The sequence below is a fragment of the Natrinema halophilum genome (assembly GCF_013402815.2).
GTDB classification, from domain to species: Archaea; Halobacteriota; Halobacteria; order Halobacteriales; family Natrialbaceae; genus Natrinema; species Natrinema halophilum.
The window spans coordinates 4,007,714-4,031,998 of sequence record NZ_CP058601.1 but is presented as its reverse complement, the minus strand read 5'-3'; the positions used below and the strand labels follow the sequence as shown (position 1 = coordinate 4,031,998).

At 62.8% G+C, this 24,285-nt stretch carries 19 protein-coding genes and 1 pseudogene; 11 read left to right on the top strand and 9 right to left on the bottom strand.

Translation table 11 applies throughout. The features are described 5' to 3' along the window. The first annotated feature begins 30 nt into the window (after positions 1 to 30). Complete coding sequence (locus HYG82_RS40125) at positions 31 to 330, top strand: DUF7111 family protein (RefSeq protein ID WP_179264654.1); 300 nt, start codon at positions 31 to 33, stop codon at positions 328 to 330. A 3-nt stretch (positions 331 to 333) separates the two neighbouring features. On the opposite strand, the gene HYG82_RS40120 is transcribed toward HYG82_RS40125, so the two are convergent. Next, positions 334 to 657, bottom strand: coding sequence for a DUF7410 domain-containing protein (locus HYG82_RS40120; RefSeq protein WP_235217760.1), 324 nt, complete (start codon positions 655 to 657; stop codon positions 334 to 336). Positions 658 to 853: 196 nt separating this feature from the next. Between HYG82_RS40120 and HYG82_RS40115 the strand changes: the two genes are divergently transcribed. Beyond that, positions 854 to 2,272: a heme o synthase gene (locus HYG82_RS40115; RefSeq protein ID WP_179263649.1), complete on the top strand. Its 1,419-nt coding sequence runs from the start codon at positions 854 to 856 to the stop codon at positions 2,270 to 2,272. A 159-nt stretch (positions 2,273 to 2,431) separates the two neighbouring features. Here the strand turns inward: HYG82_RS40115 and HYG82_RS40110 are convergent, their stop codons facing one another. Next, positions 2,432 to 3,499 carry a M42 family metallopeptidase gene (locus tag HYG82_RS40110; protein WP_179263647.1) on the bottom strand — a complete coding sequence of 356 codons (1,068 nt, stop codon included), beginning with the start codon at positions 3,497 to 3,499 and terminating at the stop codon, positions 2,432 to 2,434. A 194-nt stretch (positions 3,500 to 3,693) separates the two neighbouring features. Here HYG82_RS40110 and HYG82_RS40105 point away from each other — a divergent pair, with 194 nt between their 5' ends. The 3 genes from HYG82_RS40105 (at position 3,694) to HYG82_RS40095 (ending at position 6,005) form a co-directional block, all read left to right on the top strand. Beyond that, positions 3,694 to 4,863: a thiolase C-terminal domain-containing protein gene (locus HYG82_RS40105; RefSeq protein WP_179263645.1), complete on the top strand. Its 1,170-nt coding sequence runs from the start codon at positions 3,694 to 3,696 to the stop codon at positions 4,861 to 4,863. Next, a complete protein-coding gene (locus tag HYG82_RS40100) occupies positions 4,860 to 5,252 on the top strand; it encodes a Zn-ribbon domain-containing OB-fold protein (protein WP_179263643.1) in 393 nt (130 codons plus the stop codon). The genes HYG82_RS40105 and HYG82_RS40100 overlap by 4 nt, the downstream gene beginning before the upstream one ends. A gap of 93 nt (positions 5,253 to 5,345) precedes the next feature. After that, positions 5,346 to 6,005 carry a DUF502 domain-containing protein gene (locus HYG82_RS40095; RefSeq protein ID WP_179263641.1) on the top strand — a complete coding sequence of 220 codons (660 nt, stop codon included), beginning with the start codon at positions 5,346 to 5,348 and terminating at the stop codon, positions 6,003 to 6,005. 28 nt (positions 6,006 to 6,033) lie between these two features. On the opposite strand, the gene HYG82_RS40090 is transcribed toward HYG82_RS40095, so the two are convergent. The 3 genes from HYG82_RS40090 to HYG82_RS40080 all read right to left on the bottom strand — a co-directional run bounded on the left by HYG82_RS40090 (position 6,034) and on the right by HYG82_RS40080 (position 8,785). Continuing rightward, positions 6,034 to 6,972, bottom strand: a complete 939-nt coding sequence (locus HYG82_RS40090; protein WP_179263639.1) for an alpha/beta fold hydrolase — start codon at positions 6,970 to 6,972, stop codon at positions 6,034 to 6,036. Between the two features lie 311 nt (positions 6,973 to 7,283). After that, complete coding sequence (gene meaB / locus HYG82_RS40085; RefSeq protein ID WP_179264650.1) at positions 7,284 to 8,366, bottom strand: methylmalonyl Co-A mutase-associated GTPase MeaB; 1,083 nt, start codon at positions 8,364 to 8,366, stop codon at positions 7,284 to 7,286. A 2-nt stretch (positions 8,367 to 8,368) separates the two neighbouring features. Beyond that, positions 8,369 to 8,785, bottom strand: a complete 417-nt coding sequence (locus tag HYG82_RS40080; protein ID WP_179263637.1) for a cobalamin B12-binding domain-containing protein — start codon at positions 8,783 to 8,785, stop codon at positions 8,369 to 8,371. A gap of 233 nt (positions 8,786 to 9,018) precedes the next feature. On the opposite strand from HYG82_RS40080, the gene HYG82_RS40075 reads away from it, so the two are divergent. From HYG82_RS40075 to HYG82_RS40065, 3 genes are all read left to right on the top strand, one after another. Further along, the gene (locus tag HYG82_RS40075; protein WP_179263635.1) at positions 9,019 to 11,460 is read left to right on the top strand and encodes a penicillin acylase family protein; all 2,442 of its coding nucleotides are present in this window, start codon (positions 9,019 to 9,021) and stop codon (positions 11,458 to 11,460) included. Further along, entirely contained in the window at positions 11,457 to 11,798 is a 342-nt protein-coding gene (locus HYG82_RS40070) for a hypothetical protein (RefSeq protein ID WP_179263633.1), read from the top strand. The genes HYG82_RS40075 and HYG82_RS40070 overlap by 4 nt, the downstream gene beginning before the upstream one ends. A 154-nt stretch (positions 11,799 to 11,952) precedes the next feature. Further along, a complete protein-coding gene (locus HYG82_RS40065) occupies positions 11,953 to 12,627 on the top strand; it encodes an HD domain-containing protein (RefSeq protein ID WP_179263631.1) in 675 nt (224 codons plus the stop codon). Between the two features lie 45 nt (positions 12,628 to 12,672). Here the strand turns inward: HYG82_RS40065 and HYG82_RS40060 are convergent. Beyond that, a pseudogene (locus HYG82_RS40060) lies at positions 12,673 to 12,912 on the bottom strand (zinc ribbon domain-containing protein); the annotation flags it as partial. 146 nt (positions 12,913 to 13,058) lie between these two features. Here HYG82_RS40060 and HYG82_RS40055 point away from each other — a divergent pair. Next, the gene (locus HYG82_RS40055) at positions 13,059 to 13,607 is read left to right on the top strand and encodes a DUF7332 family protein (RefSeq protein ID WP_179263629.1); all 549 of its coding nucleotides are present in this window, start codon (positions 13,059 to 13,061) and stop codon (positions 13,605 to 13,607) included. A 129-nt stretch (positions 13,608 to 13,736) separates the two neighbouring features. On the opposite strand, the gene HYG82_RS40050 is transcribed toward HYG82_RS40055, so the two are convergent. Then, positions 13,737 to 14,417 carry a LysE family translocator gene (locus HYG82_RS40050; RefSeq protein WP_179263627.1) on the bottom strand — a complete coding sequence of 227 codons (681 nt, stop codon included), beginning with the start codon at positions 14,415 to 14,417 and terminating at the stop codon, positions 13,737 to 13,739. Between the two features lie 120 nt (positions 14,418 to 14,537). Between HYG82_RS40050 and HYG82_RS40045 the strand changes: the two genes are divergently transcribed. Continuing rightward, a complete protein-coding gene (locus HYG82_RS40045) occupies positions 14,538 to 18,449 on the top strand; it encodes an Eco57I restriction-modification methylase domain-containing protein (RefSeq protein ID WP_179263625.1) in 3,912 nt (1,303 codons plus the stop codon). Between the two features lie 7 nt (positions 18,450 to 18,456). On the opposite strand, the gene HYG82_RS40040 is transcribed toward HYG82_RS40045, so the two are convergent. Beyond that, positions 18,457 to 18,612 carry a hypothetical protein gene (locus HYG82_RS40040; protein ID WP_179263623.1) on the bottom strand — a complete coding sequence of 52 codons (156 nt, stop codon included), beginning with the start codon at positions 18,610 to 18,612 and terminating at the stop codon, positions 18,457 to 18,459. Positions 18,613 to 19,067: 455 nt separating this feature from the next. On the opposite strand from HYG82_RS40040, the gene HYG82_RS40035 reads away from it, so the two are divergent. Beyond that, entirely contained in the window at positions 19,068 to 19,721 is a 654-nt protein-coding gene (locus HYG82_RS40035) for a TlpA disulfide reductase family protein (RefSeq protein ID WP_179263621.1), read from the top strand. Positions 19,722 to 19,965: 244 nt separating this feature from the next. Here HYG82_RS40035 and HYG82_RS40030 read toward each other — a convergent pair whose 3' ends face one another. Beyond that, positions 19,966 to 24,183 carry an outer membrane protein assembly factor BamB family protein gene (locus HYG82_RS40030; RefSeq protein WP_179263619.1) on the bottom strand — a complete coding sequence of 1,406 codons (4,218 nt, stop codon included), beginning with the start codon at positions 24,181 to 24,183 and terminating at the stop codon, positions 19,966 to 19,968. Positions 24,184 to 24,285 lie beyond the last annotated feature (102 nt).

Sequence of the window (24,285 nt, the reverse complement as noted above, 5' to 3'; positions counted from 1 at the left end):
TTCGCGGTGATCGATCCGCGAATACCGAGTATGACCGACGATCGGACGGCGGAAGCGGGCGGCATCAGGGCGACGTACGACGAAACCGAAACGGAGCGTATCCTCACGTTCAGTCGAGACGGGTCAGGCCCGCAGGGGTCGAGCGGAACGGCCGCGATCGTCCAGAATATCGAGGGATACGCGATGTTGAAAGTGCGGCAAACGGCGGACGGGGACGAACTCGAGCGATATTACGGATTCGACATGGCGCTCGACCACGCCGGAGAGCTGCTCGGCGTCTCGCCCCACGACCTCCCGATTCCGGCGGCGGCCGAGGACATGGGAATGTGACGATCAGACGACGAAGGCGGCGAGGATCAGTAGACCGAAGTACAACAGGACGAGGACGAAAAGCGCGTACAGTCGAACGCGACGAATCGCCGGGTATTCCTCGCTGCGGACGCGCTCGAACGTGGCGCGTTCGCGGTCGGTGAGGCGCTCGGAGTGTGCGAGGCCCCGATGAAGCGATTCGTACCGGTCTTGCCGAAACGGTCGGTCGCAATACGGACAGCGAGCGGGCGGCTCCTCGCTGCAACCGTCGAACGCAGCTTCAGAGACCCCACTCGAGGTGGCTGAGTCATCGACCGACGGCGATCGACCGCGGAATTCGCCGGGCACGATGACAGCTACGCTAACCAGCGTAATTGCTTTTCGGTCGCCTCTCGAGCGGTGCGGTGAGAGCGAACGACGAGCCGCCGTACCGGCGGTTACGGCAGCCCATACTCCGTCGTTACGGTCGGATACGAATCCCCGAAAGCGGGAAGAAGCGGGAGCCATAAATACGCGGAGTCGAAGGGTGTAGACGAGAATAGCCGTGGCAACTGAGTCCTTTCCCCGCCCGATCGGCACACGCCGTCGGTTCTCCGCACTGCTTGCAACGACAGCGCTCGGCGTCTATCTACTCCTGATCGTCGGCGCGACGACCTCGCTGACGAACGCAGCCGCGTCGTGTTCGACGTGGCCGACCTGTCACGCGCCGGTGGATCCGCTGAACCAGACCGAACTCGCGATCGCCTGGGGCCACCGGCTTGCGGCCGTCGCAGTCGGCCTGCTCGTCGCCGTGACGGCACTCGCCGCGATCCTCGGCGAGGTCTCGAGTCGGGTCCGAGCGACCCTCGTCGTCGCAGCCATCCTCTACGTCGTCCAGATCGGCGTCGGGGCCATTACCGCCACGGTCGGTCCCGCCGCGATCCTCCCGGGACTGCACCTTGCACTCGGTCTCGTGATCTTTACGGCGATCGTCTTCGCCCTCGCCTGGGACCTCGAACTCGCAACCGGTCGTGAAGACGACGCCATCGATTCGCCGGAGCCGTTCGAGGCGGACGTTCCATCCGCGACCGAACGGCAGCTCCCGACGAGTCGCCTGGCACGCGCCAGGCTGACCGTCTTCGCCTACTTCCAGATGATGAAACCGCGGTTGATGTGGTTGCTCTGTCTCGTCGCCGCCGCGGGGATGGCACTCGCTGCGGGACCCGGACTCGATATCGCCACGATCATCGCGACCCTCGGCGGCGGCGTCCTTGCCATCGGCGCGAGCGGGACGTTCAACCACGTTCTCGAGCGCGACGTCGACCAAAAGATGTCCCGTACCGCCGACCGACCGCTGGCGGTCGACCTGATTCCGGTCCGGAACGCACTGGCGTTCGGATTCGCATTGACCGCAGCGTCGTTGGCTGCCTTCTTGACGATCAACAGGCTCGCCGCGGCGCTTGGATTGGCCGCGATCCTCTTCTACAGCGTCGTCTATACCCTCCTCCTCAAGCCGAATACGGTCCAGAACACGGTCATCGGTGGTGCGGCAGGCGCCCTCCCCGCGCTCATCGGCTGGGCCGCCGTGACGAACGAAATCGGTTGGCCGGGACTCGCACTCGCGGGCGTCATCTTCCTCTGGACGCCGGCGCACTTCTACAACCTCGCACTGGCCTACGGCGAGGATTACGCCCGCGGCGGCTTTCCGATGATGCCGGTCGTTCGCGGCGAAACCGTCACCCGAAAGCACATTATCTACTACATCGCCGCCACGCTCGTGAGCACTATCGCGCTCGCCTGGATCACCGAACTCGGAACGCTGTACGCCGGAACAGTCGTGATCTTCGGCGGAATTTTCCTCTGGGCCGCGGTGCGACTTCACTTCGAACAGACCGAAACGGCCGCGTTCCGGTCGTTCCACGCCTCGAACGCCTTCCTCGGCGCCGTGCTCGTCGCGATACTTGTCGACGCACTCGCGTTCTGAAACGGCATCGGCTGTCCGAAGCATCGGTCGGTCTTGTAGCTGTAGGCTGGACTACTGAACCGCCGGGCCGAGTCGACGAGTTCGTCGGTCTCTAAATGCTTCCGACGATACGCGAGGCGAAAATCCGTCAGTCGTCTCGAGAGCCGTTCGGATTGCCGCTTACAGGGTGTAGTCGTACGTCCCGTCTTCGGTCGTGAGAAACGCCGCGAGCAGGTCGATCGTCCCGGCGACGTCGTTGACGTGTGCAGTCTCGGTCACGGTGTGGAGATACCGCGTCGGGACCGAAATCGCGCCGACGGGCTTTGCCCCGGACGACCGCTGCAAGCCCGCGGTATCGGTACCGCCCGAGGGGAGGATCTCGAGCTGGTAGGCGATTCCCTCGTCTTCGGCGATCGACTGGAGGCGACCGTGGAGCTTTGGATTCGTGATGACACTCGAGTCCTTGAGCTTGATTGCTGTCCCCTCGCCGAGTTCAGTAACGTGCTCACCATCCTCGAAGCCAGGGATGTCGTTTGCGACGGTGACGTCCAGTGCCAGACCGAGGTCGGGATCGATGTCGACGCCGAGGGCGCGAGCCCCGCGGAGTCCGACTTCCTCCTGGACGGTCGCACAGAAGTGGATCGTTACGGCAGGATCGGTCACGCGGCGGGCTGCCTCGAGCATGGCGAACAGACAGACGCGATCGTCCAGGGCTTTTCCGGTTATCGTCTCGCCAACACGTTCGGTAGTCTGAACCATCGTAACGAGGTCCCCCGGGGAGACGCGCTTCTCAACCTCCTCGAAAGGGAGGCCGGGATCGACGACGACGTCCTCGATTTCCGGGGTCTTCTCGCGGTCCGTTTCGTCGAGCGTGTGCGGTGGCGGTGAGCCGATGACGGCCGGAATGTCTTCGTCTTCGGCGTGGATCGTCACCCGTTGGGCCTTGAGGATCCGTGCGTCCCAGCCGCCCAACGCATCGAGTTCGACGAATCCGAAGCCGTCCTCGTCGCCGCGGACATGTCTGACCATAAAGCCGATCTCGTCCATGTGGGCCGCAACGGCGACCGAATAGTCGCTTTCCCCGTCGAGCGTTCCAACTACGTTTCCCATCGCGTCTGTCCGAATGCTGTCGACAGTTTTCTCGAGTTCTCTGACGACGATATCGCGAACTCGATCTTCGTATCCGGGGACGCCACTCACCTCCGTTAGTTCCGCCAGTAGATCCAGATCGAACGAAACGGCAGTCATACCATTATTTGGGTCATGGTACCATATAAGCCCGGGGAAATACCGACCGTAGTAGTTTGGATACCGATACGATATCGGGTCCGTTCGTCAGCGTCGATCGCGCCGAAATGTCTGTGGGAGTTATTTGTCATTGAAAGTGAATACAGGGTCACAACCGCGGAGTATTAACGGATCCGTCCACTACGGGCATGTACATGAGTGACGTACGTGTCGCAGGGACAGGATTAACACCGTTCGGAAACAGCCCCGAACGGACTGGTCGAGACCTGTTCGCTGAAGCCAGCATTGCGGCCTTCGAGGACAGCACCGTTCCCCGGGACGACGTCGAGGCCGTTCTCTACGGGAATTTCATGGGCGAACTCTCCGAACACCAGGGTCACCAGGGCCCGCTGATGGCCGAAGCGGCAGGGGTCCAGGCCCCTGCGACCCGCTACGAATCCGCGTGCGCTTCGAGCGGGACCGCAGTCCGCGAGGCCGTCAAACGCATTCGCAACGGCGAGAACGACGTCCTCCTCGTCGGCGGCGCAGAACGGATGACCAACCTCGGAACCGCGGGCGCGACCGAGGCGCTCGCTATCGCCGCGGACGACCTTTGGGAGGTTCGGGCCGGAGTGACGTTCCCCGGCGCGTATGCCTTGATGGCCCAGGCCTACTTCGACGAGTTTGGCGGCGAGCGCGAAGATCTGGCCCACATCGCCGTCAAGAACCACGAGAACGCCCTCACGAACGACAAAGCGCAATATCAGCGCGCGATCGACGTTTCGGACGTTCTCGAGGCGCCGCCCGTCTCGGAACCGCTCGGCCTCTACGACGCCTGTCCGATCTCTGACGGCGCATCCGCGCTCGTTCTCACGAGCGAAGACTACGCTGACGACCACGACCTCGACGCGCCGGTCGCGATTACCGGCACCGGTCAGGGTGGCGATCGGATGGCGCTGCACGACCGCGACCACCTCGCACGATCGCCCGCCGCGCGCGAAGCGGGCGTGGAAGCCTACGACGACGCCAGCGTCGATGCCAGCGATGTCGACTTCGCGGAGGTCCACGACTGCTTTACGATCGCCGAAGTCCTCGCACTCGAGGCGCTGGACATAGAACCGATCGGTGAGGGCATCTCCGCGGCACGAACCGGCCGGACGACCGCGAACGGTGACACGCCGATCAACCTCTCTGGTGGCCTGAAAGCCAAGGGACACCCGGTCGGTGCGACCGGCGCCTCCCAGATCGCGGAAGTCACAAAGCTACTGGCCGGCACCCATCCCAATAGCGAATACGTTTCGGACGCGACGACCGGCGTCGCACACAACGCGGGTGGCACGGTCGCGAGTGCAACGGTTCACGTACTGGAGGTGACCGACCAATGAGCGACGCTGACGGCGTTCAAGACGCCGGCTACGACGAATGGCTCGAAGCGGCCGAAGAAGGCGATACGTACTACCTCGAGTGTGCTAACGGACACGGCTCCCTGACGCCACGTCGGGTCTGTCCCGACTGCGGTTCGCTCGAATTGGAGCGGGTCGACATGCCCGAAACGGGGGAGATTCAGACGTTCAACGTCACGCACGTTCCAACGCCGTCGTTCGAGGAAGACGCACCGTACGCGACGGCCATCGCGGACTTCGGTCCCGTTCGCGTAACCGGACAGGTCGTAGGCGTCGACCCCGCGGCCGTCGAAACGGGGCTCGCCGTCGAACTCGAGATCACGGTTTCGGAGACGACTGGCAAGCGCATCCTCGGGTTCCGTCCAGTATAAGTACCCGGCTCTGCGCTTGCCTCTCAGCCCCTAAATCACGACCGTGAGTGGCGTCGCCGATGGGTATTTCAGCCGCGGGACTCCAACGCCGCTATGAAACTCACGGAATCTATCAAGAGTAGCTTCGTCGCGGGATTGATCCTGGTCGCACCGCTTGCCGTTACGCTGTACGTACTCCGACTCCTCGTCAGTTGGTTGCGACAGTTCGTCACCCCGATCGTTCGCGCCGCGGGACTGGCACAGTACACGGGCAACGTCGAAGCCGTCGCCCAGATACTCGCCGTCATCTTGATCGTCACGTCGATCATCTTCCTCGGTTTTCTCGCCAAGCAGAGCGTCGGCCGGCAACTGTTCGGCAACATCGGTCGCCTCGTCAACGTCGTGCCCCTGGTCAGTACGATCTACTCGAGCGTCCGGCAGGTCGCGGACTCGCTCGTCGAACGAAAAACGGGCTACGAAAGCGTCGTTCTGGTCGAGTATCCCCGGGAAGGCGTCTACATGATCGGCCTCGTTACGGGCGAGAGCCCGACCCCAGTCGAGGAAGTGGCCGGGCAGGACGTCTACAACGTCTTTTTGCCCAACAGTCCGAATCCAACCGCCGGCAGGCTGGTACTGCTACCCGAAGAGCAGGTCCACGAAATCGACATGAGCGTCCGACGCGGGATGCGCCTCGTGGTTACGACTGGAATGGGCGACGAACGGGAGCCGTCGTCTACGACGCCGAAAGTAGTCCAGAACGTTCCGAAGCGATGATGACGAACGCGGCACGCTCCCCGCTCGGCTACTCGTCGATGTCGACCCGCGGGAGCTCCGCGCTCAGGTATTCGACGAATTTGTCCGGATGTTCGGCGTGGGGTAGTTGCGTCGCGTAGTCGATGACGACCAGTTCGAGGTCGGCCGCCTCGGCGAGATCCCGACCCTCTCTGAGCGGGATGAGTTCTGCATCCCGACCCCAGACCAGCGTGGTCGGCGTCTCGAGGCCCGCAAGTTCGGTCGCCAGATCGAACTCGGGATCGAGAGTAGCTGCTGCGAAGGAAGCGGTGGCGTAACGTGCGCCGGGTTGGTGAGCGCTGTCCCAGGCGTACTGAACTTCATCCGAATCGATTCGATCGGAGTCGTAGTACCCATCGCGGTGGAAAAAGTACCGGATCGACGGCTTGCTCGCGAGCAGGTTGTACAGCGTCGTTCCGATGATTGGAGTTCGCAATAGGGTTCGTACCCACGGCCGCTCGTCGCCCGTCTCGTCGGTGGGACAGATCAACACCAGCCGCTCGAAGTCGGTCTCGTCTGCAGCGTCGACGGCGAACGCACTCGCAAGCGAGGAGGTGACGACAATCGGTTCGTCGGTGACCTCGTCAGCGAAGTCGCGGATGAATTCGGCGTAGAGAGACGCTGAGTAGACGAGCGGAGGTCGTTCCGAACGGCCAAAGCCGGGAAGGTCGACCACGTACACGCGGTAATCCTCGGCCAGTTGCTCGACAATCGGCGCGAATTCGTTGCTGCTGGATCCGGCGTAGATCCCGTGGAGGAGAAGCATATCCGGATCATTCGGATCGCCCGCGACGGTGTAGGTCGTCTCGATTCCGCGCCATCGATACGTTCGCTCGACGCCGGGTAGTGGGTTCTCGAGGTCGCCCGCGCGCTGTTTCAGGAGTCTGTCGCCGATAATCGCGCCGCCGACGGTTCCAAGCGCCACACCGAGGACTGTTCGGGCTTTCATGCGCGAGTATAGGACGGCACCGTCCTTAGACCTCGGGTTCGGACTCGGATATCTCCTGTAACGGCACATCTACCACACAGCGCCGAGAATCGCGCCGTGTACGGCGTCTTCAGTACGTTTGCGTTCTGATAGGTTTCGGAATCAGTCCGTTTCCGTAGAGAAATGGAGGAACTCGTCGAATCCCTATACGCATCATTTTACCATCAACACGTTGGGTACGAACGGCGGATCAACACCCGCTCTCGGATTCGGTTTCGATGGTGCGCTCCGTCTCGGAGCGCCCTCGTTCGACGACCGGTCGCGGAGCGACGCTACTCCGTGTCCGTGTCCTCACTCGCGTCGGTCTCTACGTTCTCGAGACAGGCTTCGACGGGTGCGAGGACGTCGGTCGCGATGGAGTAGGGGTCGGTCTCGCCCTGACGGACGGCTTCGGCGAGGTCGTCGATCCCGCCGCTCTCGGCGAGTTCGTCCTCGAGCATGGTGTGAACGTCCTCGCGAAGCAGCGTACGAATCTCCTCGGCGTAGCGCGTTCGTACCTTCTCGGCCCGGGCGCCGGAGTCGACGAGGTACGCGCGATGGGTCGTGAGTTCATCGATGAAGGCTTCGACGCCAGTCCCTTTCGTGGCGACTGTCTCGACGATCGGCGGGGTCCAGCCTTCGTCCGACCCCGCAGCGTCGTCCTCAACCGCGTCGCTACCGTCGAGGCCAGTATCGACGCCGTGGTGACCGCCGCCGATTCCACTTTCCTCGCCGATGTGGACCATTTCCCGCAGTTCCTGGACGGTTCGGTCCGCGCCGTCCCGGTCGGCCTTGTTGACGACGAAAATATCTGCGATCTCCAGAATACCCGCTTTGAGGGTCTGAATGTCGTCTCCCGATCCCGGTGGGACGAGGACGGCGACGCTGTCGGCGGTCCGGACGATGTCGATCTCGTTCTGTCCGGCGCCGACGGTCTCGACGATGATTTTGTCCTTCCCGAACGCGTCCATCGCTTTGACCGCATCTGCCGTGGCCGTCGAGAGACCTCCGAGAGTTCCCCGGGCGCTCATCGAGCGGACGAACACGTCCATGTCACCGACCGTGGAAGCCATCCGGATTCGATCCCCGAGGACGGCTCCCCCGGTGAACGGCGATGACGGGTCTATCGCAATGATCCCGACCGTTTCGCCCCGGTCTCGGTACGCTTCGGCGAGTTTGTCGACCAGCGTCGACTTGCCCGCGCCGGGGCTTCCCGTGATGCCGATTACGTCTGCGTTTCCAGTGTGTGCGTACAACTGTGAAACGAGATCCCGATAGCCCGGCGATCGGTTCTCTATCTTCGAGATGACCCTGGCGAGCGCGCGGTGTTCACCCGACAGTAACGACTCGAGCAGCGATTCGTCGTCCGAATCCATATTCATCGCTGCGGTGCGTTCTCGCGGACGAAATCGATAGTCTCCTCGATCGAGGTACCGGGCCCGAAGATCGCCGCGACGCCGTCGTCTAAGAGTCCCTCGCGGTCCTCGTCGGGAATAACACCACCGGCGAGGACGAGGGTATCATCTTTGGCGCCGTACTCCTCGAGACCGTTCATGATCTTCGGGACCAACGTGTCGTGAGCACCAGAGAGGATAGAGATGCCGAGGACGTCGACGTCTTCCTGCACTGCAGCCTGAACGATTTCGTCTGGTGATTTGTGCAATCCAGAGTAAATGACCTCGAAGCCGGCATCGCGGAACGCGCGTGCAATCACGTGCGCTCCACGGTCGTGGCCGTCGAGGCCGACTTTGGCGACGAGACACCGGATCGACTCCGCATCCTGTTCACTGCTCATACTGGACACTTCCCGAGCCGACTGTTTGACTTTAACGGAAGATGATTGGTGACACAAAACGTAACCCATCGATTCGATGCGGGCGGGCGAGTGCCGAGCAGTGGGGGTGACAGCGGACCACGAGTCAGGTCTGAACGGGTGATAACTCGGTGAGTAGCGACCTGTCGTCACGAAGCAACTGTGGACTGCTAGCTGACCACAACTGTTTTGAACGATCACCGTAACCACGTGTCATGGATCGGGATGCTAAACAAACAATCAGGGAACAGTTTACCCCTCGAGAACGGACGAGACGCGGCGTTCTCGCTGCCCTTCTCGGGGGCGGTGTGGTGGGTGCGACCGCCACGCCCATAAGGGGATATCTCGATCGGTTTGCGCCGTTTAGCGGTTCGGTCTGGGATACCGTCGCTCGGGACCTGCCGGAGCAAGTGTCTACCCCATACGGATCGGCGAGCCTCAGCTACGACGATACCGGCGTCCCACACGTCGATGCCGACTCGGAGGAGGCACTCTATTTCGCCGCCGGTTACGCACAGGGCGCCGACCGCCTGTTCCAGATGGACCTCCAGCGCCGACAAATGCGCGGCCAACTCTCGGCCGTCGTCGGTGATCGGGCGCTCCCCTCCGATCGATTCCACGTGAAGATGGATTTCGTCGGGGCGGCGGCCGCTAGCTGGGATCTCGTCCGTGACACTGAATCCGGACGGCTCGCAGAAGCGTTCGCCGCGGGCGTCAACCGGCACCTCGATCGGCCCCTTCCCCAAGAGTTCGACCTCCTGGACTACGAGCCCGATCCCTGGAACCCGGTCGATATGTTGCTCGCCTCGATTCAGATCTCGTGGGGACTGACCGGCAGTTTCCGAACGCTTCGCAAAGAAACGGTCGCAGCCGAGATGGGGCAGGAAGCCGCCGAAACGCTGTTTCCCGATCGACTCGACCACGATGCGACTATTCTCGGCCACGGCGATGACGCTACAGAAAACGATCAGACGACTTCGACAGTCGGTCAGCGACGGATCGATCCAGAGCTGACGGCCTGGATTTCGGCGTTCGAGTCCTCGCCCGGCGTCGGATCGAATTCGTGGGTCGTTTCGGGCGATCACACGGATTCTGGATCGCCAATCCTTGCAAACGACCCGCACCTGGCACTTATGGCACCGCCGGTCTGGTACGAGATGCACCTCGAGGGGCCCGAAACACACACGAGAGGGGTCACGTTCCCTGGGATCCCATTCGTCGTCATCGGCGAAAACGAGTCCGGCGCGTGGGGCCTAACGAACGCCGGTGCCGATACGATCGACTTTTACGAGTACGAGACCCGAAACGGCCAGTACCGGTACGGGGAGGAGTTCCGGGAGTTCGACGACGAGCGTCGGACTATCGAAGTCGCCGACGGGCGCGACCGCGAAGTGACCGTCAGAAAGACCGTTCACGGGCCCGTACTCGAAACCGAAAGCGACGGCGACGAACTCCGGAACCAGGTCGCCATCTCATGGGTCGGTTTGACGGCCACCCGAACGAGCGACGCGATCCTCGAACTGGGACGTAGCGACGGAATCGCCGACGTGCAGGATGCACTCCGACGGTTCGACCTGCCAACTCAGAATTTCGTCTATGCCGACCGCGACGGGAACACGCTGTATCGTGTCACCGGGAAGGTCCCGATCCGATACACGGACGACGAGCCCGTCCCCGGAAATAGGGTGTTCGACGGCTCCGGACAGGACGGTGAGTGGCCGGGGTTCGTTCCGTACGGCGAGTCCGATTGGGACGAGTTCATCCCCTACGAGGAGATGCCCCACGTCATCGATCCCGGGTACATCGGGACGGCGAATCAACGCATCGTCGACGACGCCGACTACCCGCATTACTTCGCGGAGAGCTATTCCGCACCGTTCCGTGGAATTCAGCTCTGGAAGAGACTGGACGGTCGCGTCGAGAGCGATCGCCCGATCACTCCCGCGTTTATGCGCGATCTCCAGCGCGACACCCACGACGAACGGGCGGCGATGTTCGTTCCGACGATGATCGACGAGGCTGGCGATGCCGTCGACGGGCCGTCCGAAGAGCTGCTCGCGGACCTCGAAGGATGGGAGTACCGAATGGATCGAGATTCGCGGGCCGCCCTCGTTTTCGCCCGATTTCTCTCTCACTATCGCGACGTGGTCTTCCGGCCGCGACTGGCGGATGCCCTGGATAGTCGCCGTGACCCCGAAGAGTACTACGGAAACGACTGGGTCCTCATCACGCTTTCACCTGACTCGGCGTGGTTCCCGGACGGCCGGGACGTTGCAATCGCCGACGCGCTCGACCGAACCGCGACGGAACTCGAGGAGAACGGGTGGGAAACGTTCGGTGACTACAACACGACGGCCATCGACCACCCCTTCGATCGGGAGTGGCTGAACTACCCCCGATATCCGACGGACGGGTCGGCGGCATCGCTCAACAATTTCCGCGCCGAGAACGACGTCGGAAGTAGCTGGCGACAGATTTGCCCGATGGACGACTCGAGCGGTCCGTCGCAGGGAGCGTTCCCGGGGGGGAACGACGGGTCGCCGTTTTCTGCACACTATGCGGACCAACTGCAGCAATGGGCCGACGGTGAGTACAAGCCGATCCCGCTTACGTCACCGGATACCACTACTGTCGAGTTCTCGGAGGGTGACGGATGAGTTCGATCGGCACGTGGCTCGACGAGACTCGGGCTGACGACCGCCGCCGTCGGCTGTCGATAGCCGGTGGGATCGTCGCTGGTCTCGCGTTCGCGTGGGTCCACTGGGTGGGATTCGTCGCCGGTGGAGCCATCGTGTCCCTCGTCCAACCGTCGATTCGACGCGGCCTCCTCGCCGGTCTCGCGTTCGGCTTGCTATCCGTCGTCACCTTTGCGGTGTGGCTCGCGTCGGCCGGCGTCCTCGGTACGTATCTCGAGATGGGTCAGGTGGTCGTCGTCAGTGTCGTGATTCCACCGGGTGGGGCACTGCTCGGTTCGCTCGTCCGTGGACTTCGGTAACGCCGAAAGTGTACGTCCGGGCTGGCACACAGCAGAATATGGCTGTCTCTGTGGGATCCCTCTCAGCAAAGTCGTATCGAACCAAAGGCTAAAGAATGAAACGACCGAACATTCCAGTAATGACTATCGTTCGTCTGCTGCGGAGGGATCTATCGTGGGCGTTGAAATAAAAGAAACCGGTTTGACCGATGCCGAATTCGAGGCGATGAAAGGCTTCGTCTTCGAGTACCTCGCGGCCAGCGTCGAGAAAGAAGACGAGGGAGGGCGCATGCGCTGGTACCCCTGGCACTCCGCCGAGTACCGGCACAACCACATTCTCAACGTGGTCAGTCTCGCGACGGAGATCGCCGAGAAAGAAGGTGCAGATACCGACGTGACACGCGTCGCCGCACTCTTTCACGACGTTGCCAAACTCGAGACCGATCAGGAACTTCACGCCGAGGCCGGCGCTCGCGTGGCTCGCGAATACCTCGAATCCCACGGAGAGTACCCCGAATCGTTCATCAAGCAGGTGAGTCGCGCCGTCGAACACCATTCCTACCAGAGCGACCTGACCGACCTCGCTCTCGAGACACAGTGTCTCATCGAAGCGGACTTGCTCGACAAAATCGGAGCCAACGGAACCGCCCTGATGTTGCTTCGGATGGGGTACGAAGCCCGCACCCACATGGACGCCGACGATATGGTCAGTCGAGTCCTCGAACGGGGCTACGATGCCGCTTCACGCGTACAGAGCGATACCGCCGAGAGCATCGCCCACCAGCGGCTGAAGCGAGTCAAGTGGTTCAGCGAATGGCTCGAAGACGAGATTGCCGCACTTGGCGAATGACATCCTCCGCGGCGTGAACGCCGCGGTTTCCCAAGCGGTGGGATATTATGGTTTGCGGGTTCCCTGTTCTTGTGGGACTACGTGTCCCGTGGATTTCTCGAACAGATGCACCGCTGGCTGTGCCATCCAGCCGTTATCCCTATCTCCCCCGTCACAGGCGAGACTCGGGAGTACCTTTTGTCGGATGTTCTGGGCACCGTTCACGTCGGCGTTGGCGACCAGTCCACACTCGTCACACACGTACAACCCACGCTCAACGCGCTGGCTGTCGTCGCCGCGCTTGCGGTAGCCGGGAGGGTTCGCGTCCTCGTTGCCGTTCTCGCGGTGAGCGTACCACGAGTCGAACGTTTCAGCCAATTCCTCGGCGAACCACCCTTCCGTGGGTGGATCGGCCAGTGCGTTCATACCGGTGTAGCATCGAGACGATAGTAATGGGAGGGCCCCGTTTACCGGGTGGTACCGTCGTCGTGCTCTGTTGTATCGTACTTCTCTTTACCATACCGATTTCGGCAACGACCGTTCGAGCGACGACACAGGAACGGAACGCAGCCGACTCGCCCGAACAACCGGCAACAGCGTGCTTCGACGGTGCCGGGGCCACGTATATCGTCGGCTCGGAGAGCGGCACGCACATCTGGATTCGGTTACACGCGGCGATGCTGACCGACTCAGACGGGGCGATCGGTGCCGAGCTCATCGGTTCGATGGACGGAACATCGATCGTCGAGATCGTCGTCGGATTGCAGTACGTCGGTGACAGAATCCTGGACTTGCTGAGCCCGGCCGACTCGTTCGAGTTGATCCACGGGTTCGACTTTCAGCTACCGATGCTCGAGGCTGCGATGGACTTCGGGCCCGACGACGAGCAGTCATCTCGATCTACCGGAGGGGAATCGGGCGGTAACGAATCTAGTGCCGATGCCGGTACTAATCGCCAGGCACACGCCGAGGACAGCCGCTTCGAGTTGCTCCGGTGTTAATCGATAGAGGAGCAGATCCATAACCGCCGTTCGACTCGGGCGCCGCGTTCGTCCACCGGGCGACCGATCGAGACGTAGCGAATGACGTAACAGCGGCTCTGAAACGGATATTGGGACGGTCTGCCCTGGTTAACTGAGCCGGAGCATTCCAAGCATCAGAAAGAGGAGCCCGAAACCGACGAGAACGACGGCGCTCAGCGCGGCTACTGCCGGTGCGAACGTGTCGACGCGACGTCCCGCGGCAGCCAATGCAGCCGGAAAAACGACGATCCAGCAGGCGATACCGCCGAAGAACCCGATCAACAGCGCCGGCGAGCCAGTTTGAACGACGAGCGTCCCCGCGAGCGCCTGTCCCGCGACTGGAACGGCTGCGAGAACGTCGAGGGTCCCCGGCTCGAGCAGGCCGACGCCGACGGTGAGCCAGAACCCGATCTGATACGGATTGGTCAACGAGAGTGCGAAGGTTTTTCGGAACCCCGAGGTCGCGACTCGTCCGCCGTCGGTAAACGACGTTGCAGACCTGGCTTCATCGATCGCGCCGACCGCGAAGAACAGCATCAAACAGCCGCCAGTGAGGTAGAGTGCAGGCCGAACGATCGGTGCGCGATCGATGACTGCGACGATGCCGACCAGCGTCAGCACGAAAAATATCGCGTCCGCGAGCATGGCACCCAACCCGGAGCGAAACCCCGCACGCCAGCCACGAACGACACTTTCTTCGGCGATAATCGCGTTCATCGGTCCCGGCGGTGCTGCGAGGGCGAGACCGAAGATAACGCCAGCCAGTGCGGTACCGATGGGTGACGACACGTTCTCTCGCTATCGACTGAGAGACCGATCATGAAAAGGGTGCTGACTGGGACGGAATCACTGGACGTGATCCAGTCGACCAGTGGTTTCTTACGGCGACGATTCGAGACAACGGGTACCATGAGGGAGGGAGCGCAGCCTGACCGGCCGTACACACACTCGTCGCTCTTTGCCCGCTACTATCTCGACGAACGGATCCAGGGCCGATCGGCGTGGGACTGCGATGAGGCAGCGACCGAGGCTATGGAACGGCTGCAAGTGCTGTTCGACAGCGAATCAAAATCGGCCCCCGACGATGAGTGTGCGGTCGAAAACGTGGTCCCTGAGATTCTAGACGTGCTCGGGTTCGAGACGACAGTCGAGACAACGGTTTCAAATGGGGACGACGCCGTCGATTTCCTTCTAGACGACGATACCGATACCGGCCTATGGGATAGCGACTCATCATCGGACACGGGAAAGCGAATCGACTCCGAGGGACCGCCACCGCTCGAGAATGCTATCGCCATCGTGCAAACGTGCCAGCGAGACGCGATCGACACGGCACAGAACGACGGCCGGCCGGTCGATCGAGTCGCCGCCAACGGAATTGCGTCCACCCTCGAACGCACGCCGGAGTCGGTCCGATGGGGTATTCTTACGAACGGGCGAACCTGGCGACTCTACGGGTCGACCGAAGTCATAATGCAGACCGGCGGTATAAACAAGTACGAGACCCAGGCCCGCTACGAGGTCGATCTACCGGACCTGCTCGAGCGCGACGACGGCGAGGCGTTCAAGTACTTCTACGTCTTCTTCCGGGCAGCTGCGTTCCGAGAGTCGTCGGGAACGACGGTTCTCGAGTCGATTCGTGCGGAGAGCTGGGCGGTCGCCAGGGAACTCGGAACGGACCTCGAAGAGAGCTGTTTCACGGCACTGGAGCTTCTCGGTCGCGGCATCAACGAGAGGTGCGACCCCGGAATCGATCCCGACGACGACGAGCGGCTCGAAGAGCTCAAATCGCAGTCGCTCGTCTTGCTCTACCGATTGTTGGTCGTCATGTATGCCGAGTCCCGAGGACTCGTCGGTGCCGCATATTCCGACGGAGACGAGACAAACGAACCGCCCGTCAGTCTCGATGTACTTCGATTCGAAATTTACGACGAGATCGGCGCGGGTGGTGACGGGTTTGCCGAGCACTACGACGAGCGGTCGACGACGTTGTGGCAGCGACTCGACGGACTCTTCCAGGCGATCTACGAGGGTGGGGAAGCGCTGTCCGTGCCGTCGACCGACAGTGGGTTATTCGACCGATCGGAGCACGAATGTTTACCCACCAGCGCGATCTGCGATCGGTACCTCGCGGAAGCGATCTATCGACTCTCGACGACTGAGACTGGAAAAGGGCGTCACGTTCCGATCGATTACGCCGACCTCGACACACGCCACCTCGGAAACGGTTACGAAGCGTTGCTCGAACGGCAGTTTCGGATCGCGCCAACCAAATACGCAGCAGTTCCAGGGGACGACGGGCCGGTCTGGAAGCCGGCAATCGATGTACCGGAGTCGGATGCGATCGAGACCGTCGACAAAGGTGAGCTGTACGTCGTCACCGATGACGGCGAGCGAAAGACATCGGGGACCTACTACACGCCGGACGAGGTGGTAAACTACGTCGTCGAAAAGACCGTCGGACCGCTGGTCAACGAGATCGAAGACGAGCTTACGTCACAGGGACTTCGACCGACAACCGAGGAGTACCTCGACGCGTTCTATCACCGGGTGACCGACCTGACGATTCTCGATCCGGCGATGGGGACCGGCCACTTCCTCACGCGTGCGACGGCGTACCTCGCATCCCGGGTCGTGTCCGAGCACCGCACACTCGAGGGAACGACTGCCGTCGACGAACGGCGGATTCGGAGAGCAATCGTCTCCGAATGCATCTACGGGGTGGACCGAAACGAGATGGCCGTCGAACTGGCGAAACTATCGGTGTGGCTCGAGGCGACCGCGGCCGACCAGCCGACCCCATTTCGGGATCACAATCTCAGGACGGGTAACTCGCTGGTCGGGTCGGACGTGACGGAGGTGCTCTCGGCCGAGACGCTCGCATCCATCGCGTCGACGGCTGCGTGCGACGAGATATGCCGTTCGGAGTCCCCTTTCCGGCGTCTGTTCGAACTGGCGGACGTTCACACCGCGGCACAGTTCGACCACGAAATACCCGACGGTGTCCACACACGACTCGAGCAAGCGATCGACGACGGGACGTGGGCGGAGCTCCGGACCGCGGAGTGGTTCCGGCGGGCGCAAACCGTGAGCGACGAGAAGACGTTTTTCCACTGGGAACTCGAGTTTCCCGACGTATTCCTGACCGAGAACGGTCGGGCACAAGAGAGAGCGGGATTCGATGCAGTAATCGGGAACCCGCCGTGGGTCGCGACTGCGGGCCGAGGCGCTATCAGCGCGACGATGGACCGATCGCTTCGAGCGTATCTCGAAGACGAGTACGCGACCACGCGCCAGCAGTTCGATCTGTACGTCGCGTTCTACGAACAGTTCGTCCGCCTCGCTGCGGACGGCCGAACCGGTATCGTCGTTCCCGACGCAATACTCACACGGGAGCAAAACGTTCACATTCGTCGATATCTGCTAGACAACACGGCCATCGCGTACATTCTCCACCTCGGAACGGCGTTCGACACCGTCGAGAACGGAGCCGCGGTTCTCGTAACCGGATCGAGCGACGATTCGATCAACTGTGCATTCGCCGACGGAGCAACGGCAGTGTCGTCGGCCGAATACGACGAGATTCCGCAGTCGGTCTTTCGGGAACAAGACGAGCACCGGTTCTTGCTTCACCTGGATCGAACCACTCGATCGATTCTGGAGACGATGGACGCCCACCGACGGCTCGGGGATCGGGTTTCCATCTCGAGGGGCGAAGAGATCGGGAAGCGTGCAGCAGTTCTGTCCGAAACGAAATCGCAGGCCGAGTCGAAGGCGATTATTCCGGGCTCAGCGATCAAGCCATACGGGTTCGACGACGCGGAAACGCGGTACATTCCGCCCGACGAGATAGAAAAGGACCGCGATCAGTATACGAGTCCAAAGCTCGTTTTTCGCCAGACTGCGGCGACGCCGACGGGCGCCCTCGACACCGAGTCTCGTGCAACTATCAAGTCGGTGTACAACGTTACGGCGAGCGAATCCGAGACTGATATCGTTCGCGTTCTCGGTGTCCTCAATTCGTCCCTGTTCGAGTACTACCACGAAATGAAATATGCCGCCTATCGATCGGTTTTTCCCCAGATCAATCAGTCCACGTTCGAATCCTATCCGGTTGCCGTTCCGACGGATCCCGAATTCGAGGACCTCGTCAACCGGCGGATCGAGGCGACCCGAAGGCTGGAGTCGCTCCCGCTCGACCTGCGATCGCAACTGGGCGAGTATCGGCCGGGCAAGCCCCTCTCAAGCGTTGGGTCGAGACAACCGGTGGCGTCACCAGACTCGCCCCTCCAGAAGACCACACGTGAACTGCCGCAACTCCGCCTCGGTCGCGCGTCCGTGAGTCGTCGCTCTGCTGGGACGGTCCTACTAGAAGCGACCGCTCGATACAAGCCTCCAGTTGGAACCGGAGATGCGGTTGCGGACGAACCTGCGACCGAGACCGACCAGTGGGGCTACACCGAGACCGATTTGCTACCCGCGGTCCGCATCACCCGTCTCGGGCCGCGCGAGGCGGACCTGATCGAAGCATTCGTCCCCGTCGCGGTCGACGAAGCGGGTGGCTTCGCGAACGTTCGAAAGACGGCTACCAAAACGAATTCGCTCATCGATCGCCTTCGGAAACTCACGTTGCCCGCTGTCGACGACGTTCGTAATGGTCTGGACCGCTACTTCGAAGCGAAAGAGCGGGCCGAAGAACTCGAGGCCGAAATCGAAAAAACGGACCGCCGAATCGACGAACTCGTCTACGACCGCTACGGGTTGATCGAAGCCGAAATCGAGGCCGTGGAGTCGACCCTCGATCGCATGCAGGACGGTTGATGAACTGTTACTCGTGCTCGAGCGTTCCCGGTGCGATCGAACAGCCACAGGGGGTAGCAATTTGCTCCGTGGGTCCACGCATCGTCACTTGGGATACTGGAGCGTCACAGCGGGGACAGGTGGGAAGCGACGGTTCCTCCGTGGCATCGGGTGACTCTACCATCGGTGTAGCCTCCTGCCATCGGTATGGATACCGGGAACGGGGGAGATCGTATCGTCGTTCGAATTCATCGTTCGATTGTGTCGTCGTGGTGATGGATCGCGCTCGGAAGACCAAACGACCAGTTTCGGGTCGGGGTCGGCCATCAGCGATCACCTCCGACAGATATTGTTTTCCCCTTCGATACGCCGTTACTTATATCTAATGAGGGGATATATGAACCCATAGAGACGGACAGGATAACGGACTACTCGCTCACGCTACTCTCGCCATATGGTCGCCAGCACGCTCTCACATTCTGTGCCACGGATACTGTATCCGGTGTGTGGATTCGACTCCCGTACCAGTGAATCCTTTTTATCTAGCACACCACTAGTCTCGTGTATGATGGGCCGTCAGACGGGACATCGAACGCGTGAGTTCGGTCGGACCAGACTCGCCTGGAAGGTGGGATGCCGATGAGGCGGCGTGAACTGCTAGCCGGCGTGGGCAGCCTCGGCGTCCTCGCCGGCGCATCCGGTATCGTTCTCGGCGGCATACCCTCGTTTAGAAACGAACGGTCCACGTCCACGAGCAGCGACGGCTCGGAGTGGCCGGTCGAAATCGAGACGATCGATGCTCGAGGGAGCGAAGCCGGGACGATTACCGTCCCGAACGGTGACGTTACGGTCGTCATGTTCTTCGTCACCGGCTGTGGCCAGTGCCAGACGCACATGCCGCGCTTCGCCGAAGCGCGATCTCAACTCGTCGAAGCCCACGAAGACGAACTGACGTTCCTGTCGGTCACCTACCAATCTCCCGATACGATGCCGGCTGACGAACTCCGATCCTGGTGGACCGATCACGGCGGCAACTGGAACGTTGGTTACGATCCCGATTCGGATCTCGCGGCGAACTACCGTGTCGTGGGCTATCCGGTTACGCTCGTCATCGATGGAGAAGGCGAAAAACGGTGGGAAGAGCTCGGCGTCGGGTATTCAGCGGATATCGTCGAGGCAGTCGAATCGGTCGTCGAGTCGAGAAACGAAGGCGCATCCGATTCCTCGTCGGAGACGAACGAAACCGCGTTTAACTCCACTACCGAAACCGAGAAGCCGACGACGACCGCGTGAGTGATCGTCGCACCGTGGCCCGATGTCACCGCCTCTCCTCGATTCGGCCCTCGATCGACCCCCAGTTAGTCTTCGGCCGATCTCCATCTGGTCCTCGTTCGATCTCCATCTGGTCCTCGTTCGATCTCCATCTGGTCCTCACCTGAGAGTGACGGTACCAGTAGCGGATTCTCCCCACTGGCCACACGCCTACTTCCGGCGTTGCGAGCGCGAAGATTCGGCCGAACAGCGTGTGTCGACGTTGCTACGGTGGTTCCGGGCCAAACCGGGTGAAGAAGCCGGATATTGACTCCGTCCAGGACGAGTGCCCGTCTCCGAGGGCGGCGACTCCGTTCGAATCGACGAGACAGAGCCGGCCGTTCCCACCAGCGATCGACTGCGGCTCCCTGCTGTCGGTCGGCTCGAGGTTCCACTGCCGGGTTCCGTCGGCGGTCGATAGCGCGTGGACGTATCCGTCAGCGGTTCCCAGAGCGACGGTCCCGTCGACGACGACTGGCTGGGTAACCGCGTTACCGACATCGACGCGCCAGCGCTCGGACCCCACGCTCATATCGATCGCGTATAGACTCCCGTCAGAGCTACCGACGTAAACCTGCCCGTCCGCGACGGCCGGTGCCGTCGCGATTTCGCCGCCGGTTTCGAATCGGAACCGATGCGAGCCATCGACGGTCGACAACGCGTGCAGCGAGCCGCCACGGCCGACGTACACGCACCCATCGGCCACCGACGGCGATGTGGGCGCACCCCCTTCGGTGTCGAACGCTTGCTCCCAGCAGCGGCGACCATCGGCAGCGGTAAGTGCGGTTACACGGTCCTCACAGGCCGCGTAGACGACGCCATCGTCGACGGCAGTACCGACGAGCGATCCCGCAAGCGTTCCCGTCCAGATCGGTCGGCCGGTTTCAGCGCCGATCGTGTGGAGGATTCGCCCACCGATGTGGACCCGTTCGCCTGCGACGACGGGCGACGACCGAGCGGCGGTGTCCATGTCGTACTGCCAGAATTGCTCGCCGGATTCAGCCTCGAGCCCGTACACCGCAGCGTCTCCACAGACGTAGACGGTATCGTCGACGACGGCTGGCGTCGTGCCGGTCGGCGCATCGGATTCGAACCGCCAGCGCTCGCGGCCGTCCTCGAGGGCGAGCGCGCTGACGCAGCCGTCGTCAGTCGTTATCAAAACGGTGTCGCCGATCAGCGCCGGTTGGGCAGCGATCGTCCTGTCCATCTCGACGCGCCACTGCGTCGCTGGGTTCGCGCCGAGCGTCTCGCCGGTGCCGGCTGAACCGGTTCTCGCAGGCCCCCCGCCGACCATCGGCCAGCCGACTTTCTCGTCTTCCTCGCGCTCGCGGATGAGTTCGAGTCGCTCAGTTGCGGTCGTCGCGGCGCCCGACACTGCGGGAACGGGGTCGTCGGCCAATGGACGAACCGCGGACAGCGAGTCGGCGGCATCGACGGCCGAAAGCGTGCGAGCCGCGACTGCACGAACGCGCGCATCGGGATCGACCAATCGCGGGCGAAGATCGGCCGCGATCGAGCCGGTATTCACCTCGAGTTCTCCGGTAACTTCGGCGATTTCGGCCAGCGCTTCTCCTGCGGTGGCCCGGACGTCAGCCACCGGATCCGATAACGCCGAACGCAACTCGTCGGTCGCCGCTGCGAGTCCGTGGGGATTATTCGTCGCCATCGTCACGAGCGTTCGACCAGCGGTAACCCGTACGATCGGGCTGTCGGCGGAGAGCGCGGACGCGATGTTCGAGACGCCGGTCGGACGGAGTCGCTCGGATTCGTCGGCGAGCACGGAGAGCGCGAGGACGGCGAGTCCGGCGGTCAGTGGATCGCCTTCGATCCGTCGACCGAACGCGGAGAGACGGGTGTTGATCTCGTCGACGTGGCTCGAGCTCACACCGCCGCCGACGATCGACGCGGCGTCGGACAGTCGTTCGTCGACTCCGTCGAGCGCATCCCGCAGCGCGGAGCCGCTACTCCGCCCCGAAATCGCGAGCGTTCCGATCGCTATCGCTGCATACCCCCTGACCGACTCGTCGTCGTCAGCGAGCAAGTCGACCAATCGGTCTCGGGCAGCGGCCGCGTCGTCGGGGAATGCAGGCGCCAGCCGAGCGATTTCGACCGCGACCGCCCGCCGACCGTCTGGGTCCGACGGAACGGACTCGAGGTCCTCACACAGGCGTTCAGTGACGGACTGCAGCGTCGTCTCCGAGGCGGCCGACGCCAGTGCGCGCTCGAGTGCCCGTCGTTGACGTCCGTCCGCCGCTCGCAGTCGCTCTGCCAGCACCGTCTCCGCGCTTGCGATCAGTTCCGGATCCGTTCGTGCGACGTCGGCGAGAGCCATCGCAACCGCCGCCGAGCGCTCGTCGTCGGCCGACAGGAGTCGCTCGAGCGCCTCAATCGGCGTCGGCTCGGTTCCGGCATCGGACGCGAGCAGCGCCTCCAGCGTTTCGAGGGCCGCGGTACGGACAGACGGCGTCGGTTCGACGAGCAGTTCGCCCAGCGCGTCGACGACGGCCTCGGTCTCGGCGTCGGTCTCGAGTCCGAAGACACCGAGCGCCTCGCAGGCGCCAGCGCGTACGGCAGCCTCGTCCGCAGCGGTTTTTCGGACGGCCAGCGCGACCAGCGGTCGGTGGCCCTCCCGCGAGTCGGGTGCGACGGTGGCGAGCGCTTCGCGCGCGGTAGAACGCACGCTCCGATCCGGATCGGTAATTGCGCCGAACAGCCCCGCCAACGCCGGTTCGACGTCGTCGGGATACGTATCGGCGATTCGAGCGAGCGCCAGCGCGGCGTTGTTTCTGACGCTCGCGTCGTCGTCCGTGAGACGATCGCCGAGCGGGGCGACGGCTTCGCGGGCCGTCCGCGGCGTTTCGGCCGCGATCGGTACGAGATCGCGGGCCGCACCCCTCCGAACCGCCGCGCTATCGGCCTCGAGCCGACGACACAGCGACCGAACTGATGGATGGGCATCCGCCGTTCTCGACTCGGCGATGCCGGCCAGACGGCGGGCGGCGTGTCCGGCGATCCACTCGTCGTCCGCATCGAGGCGATCGACGAGCGCCTGAACGTCGACCCCGTCGACCGGTTCGGCGAGTGCGATCGCGCTCAGTGCGTCCGCCGCTCGATAGCGGATCGGTTCGTGCGGGTCGTCGAGGCGGTCGGCGAGTTCCGAGACGACGGAGCTGACCGTTTCGGGTTCGATCTCCGCAACGGCCGCGATCGCACGGGCTGACCGAAGCCGTACGTCGTCGTCATCGTCTTCGAGGACGCTGGCGAGATCGGCCACGACGGGTTCGACGGCTTCGGGAGTCGCGTCAGCGACGGCCGCGATAGCCGCAACGCCGTGACTCCGGATCGTCGACTGGTCTCGAGTCAGCCGACGGGCGAGCGGTTCGACTGCTGGTTCGATCGCGTCGGGCCGATCCGCTGCCAGCGTTGCCAGCGTCGCGGCCGCATCGGTTCGAACTGGATCGCTTGCATCCTCGAGACGTTTGATAAGTTCGTCAACGGCTGGAACAACCGAACCGGGCGCATCATCGGCCACCGCGCGAAGTGCCCTGACGGTTTCCCGGCGAACGTCGGTTTCGTCCTCGAGGGCCGCGGCGAGGCGGCCGACGACTGCGCTGACGGCGTCGGGATACTCGGTTGCGACGTCCGCGAGCGCCGTTGCGACATCGACGCGGACCTGCTCTCGCTCGTCTGCAAGCCCTGCGGCGATGGGTTCGACCGAGGTTGCGATCGCTGCCGGCCGTTCGACCGCGAGTAGCCGAAGCGCTCGCGCAGCGTGGTCTCTGATGGCGGGCTCGTCTTCGAGGCTGCCGACGAGGCGATCGGTCGCCTCCCGGATAGCATCGGGATCGTGCGCCGCCACGGTTGCGAGGGTCACCGCGGCGTTCTCGCGGACCGACGCGACGTCGTCGTCGAGCGCCGCCGCAACGTCATCGGCCACCGAGGCGATTCTCTCGGGATCGGCCGCCGCGATGGCCGCGAGCGCATCCGTCGTTCGGACGCGGACGCGAGCCTCCTCGTCGGTGACGTAGGCCGCGAGTTCCGGTGCGGACTCGGCGACTGCAGTCGGTTCCTCGGCAGCGATCGATGCGAGCGTGTCCGCTGCATCCGTCCGAACCGCCGTCGGTCCGTGGAGTCGGTCGGTCAACGTCGGCACGCCCTCCCGGGTTGTCTCCGGATAGACCGCTGCGACCGCGGACAGCGCCGCCACAGCGTGCGATCTGATTGGCGGGTCGTCCTCGAGGCGATCGGTCAGCGCATCCACCGCCGACCGAACGTCAGCCGGTCTGTTCGCGGCTTCAGTCGCAAGCGTCTCGGCCGCGTACTTCCTGACCGCCGGATCGTCGGCCGTCAAAAACGACTCGAGTCGGTCGATACCGACGGTGACCTCGAGTCCGCGTTCGCGTCTGTCTTCCGGTCCGTTCGTGATCTCATTCGATCCTGACATGGTGGTCGCACGATGCGTGAACGCAGTACACGCGATCGCGTTGATAGGTACACGTACAGAGACACTCAGTTAATGCTACGCCCGGCAAGGTCAGATCGCGCC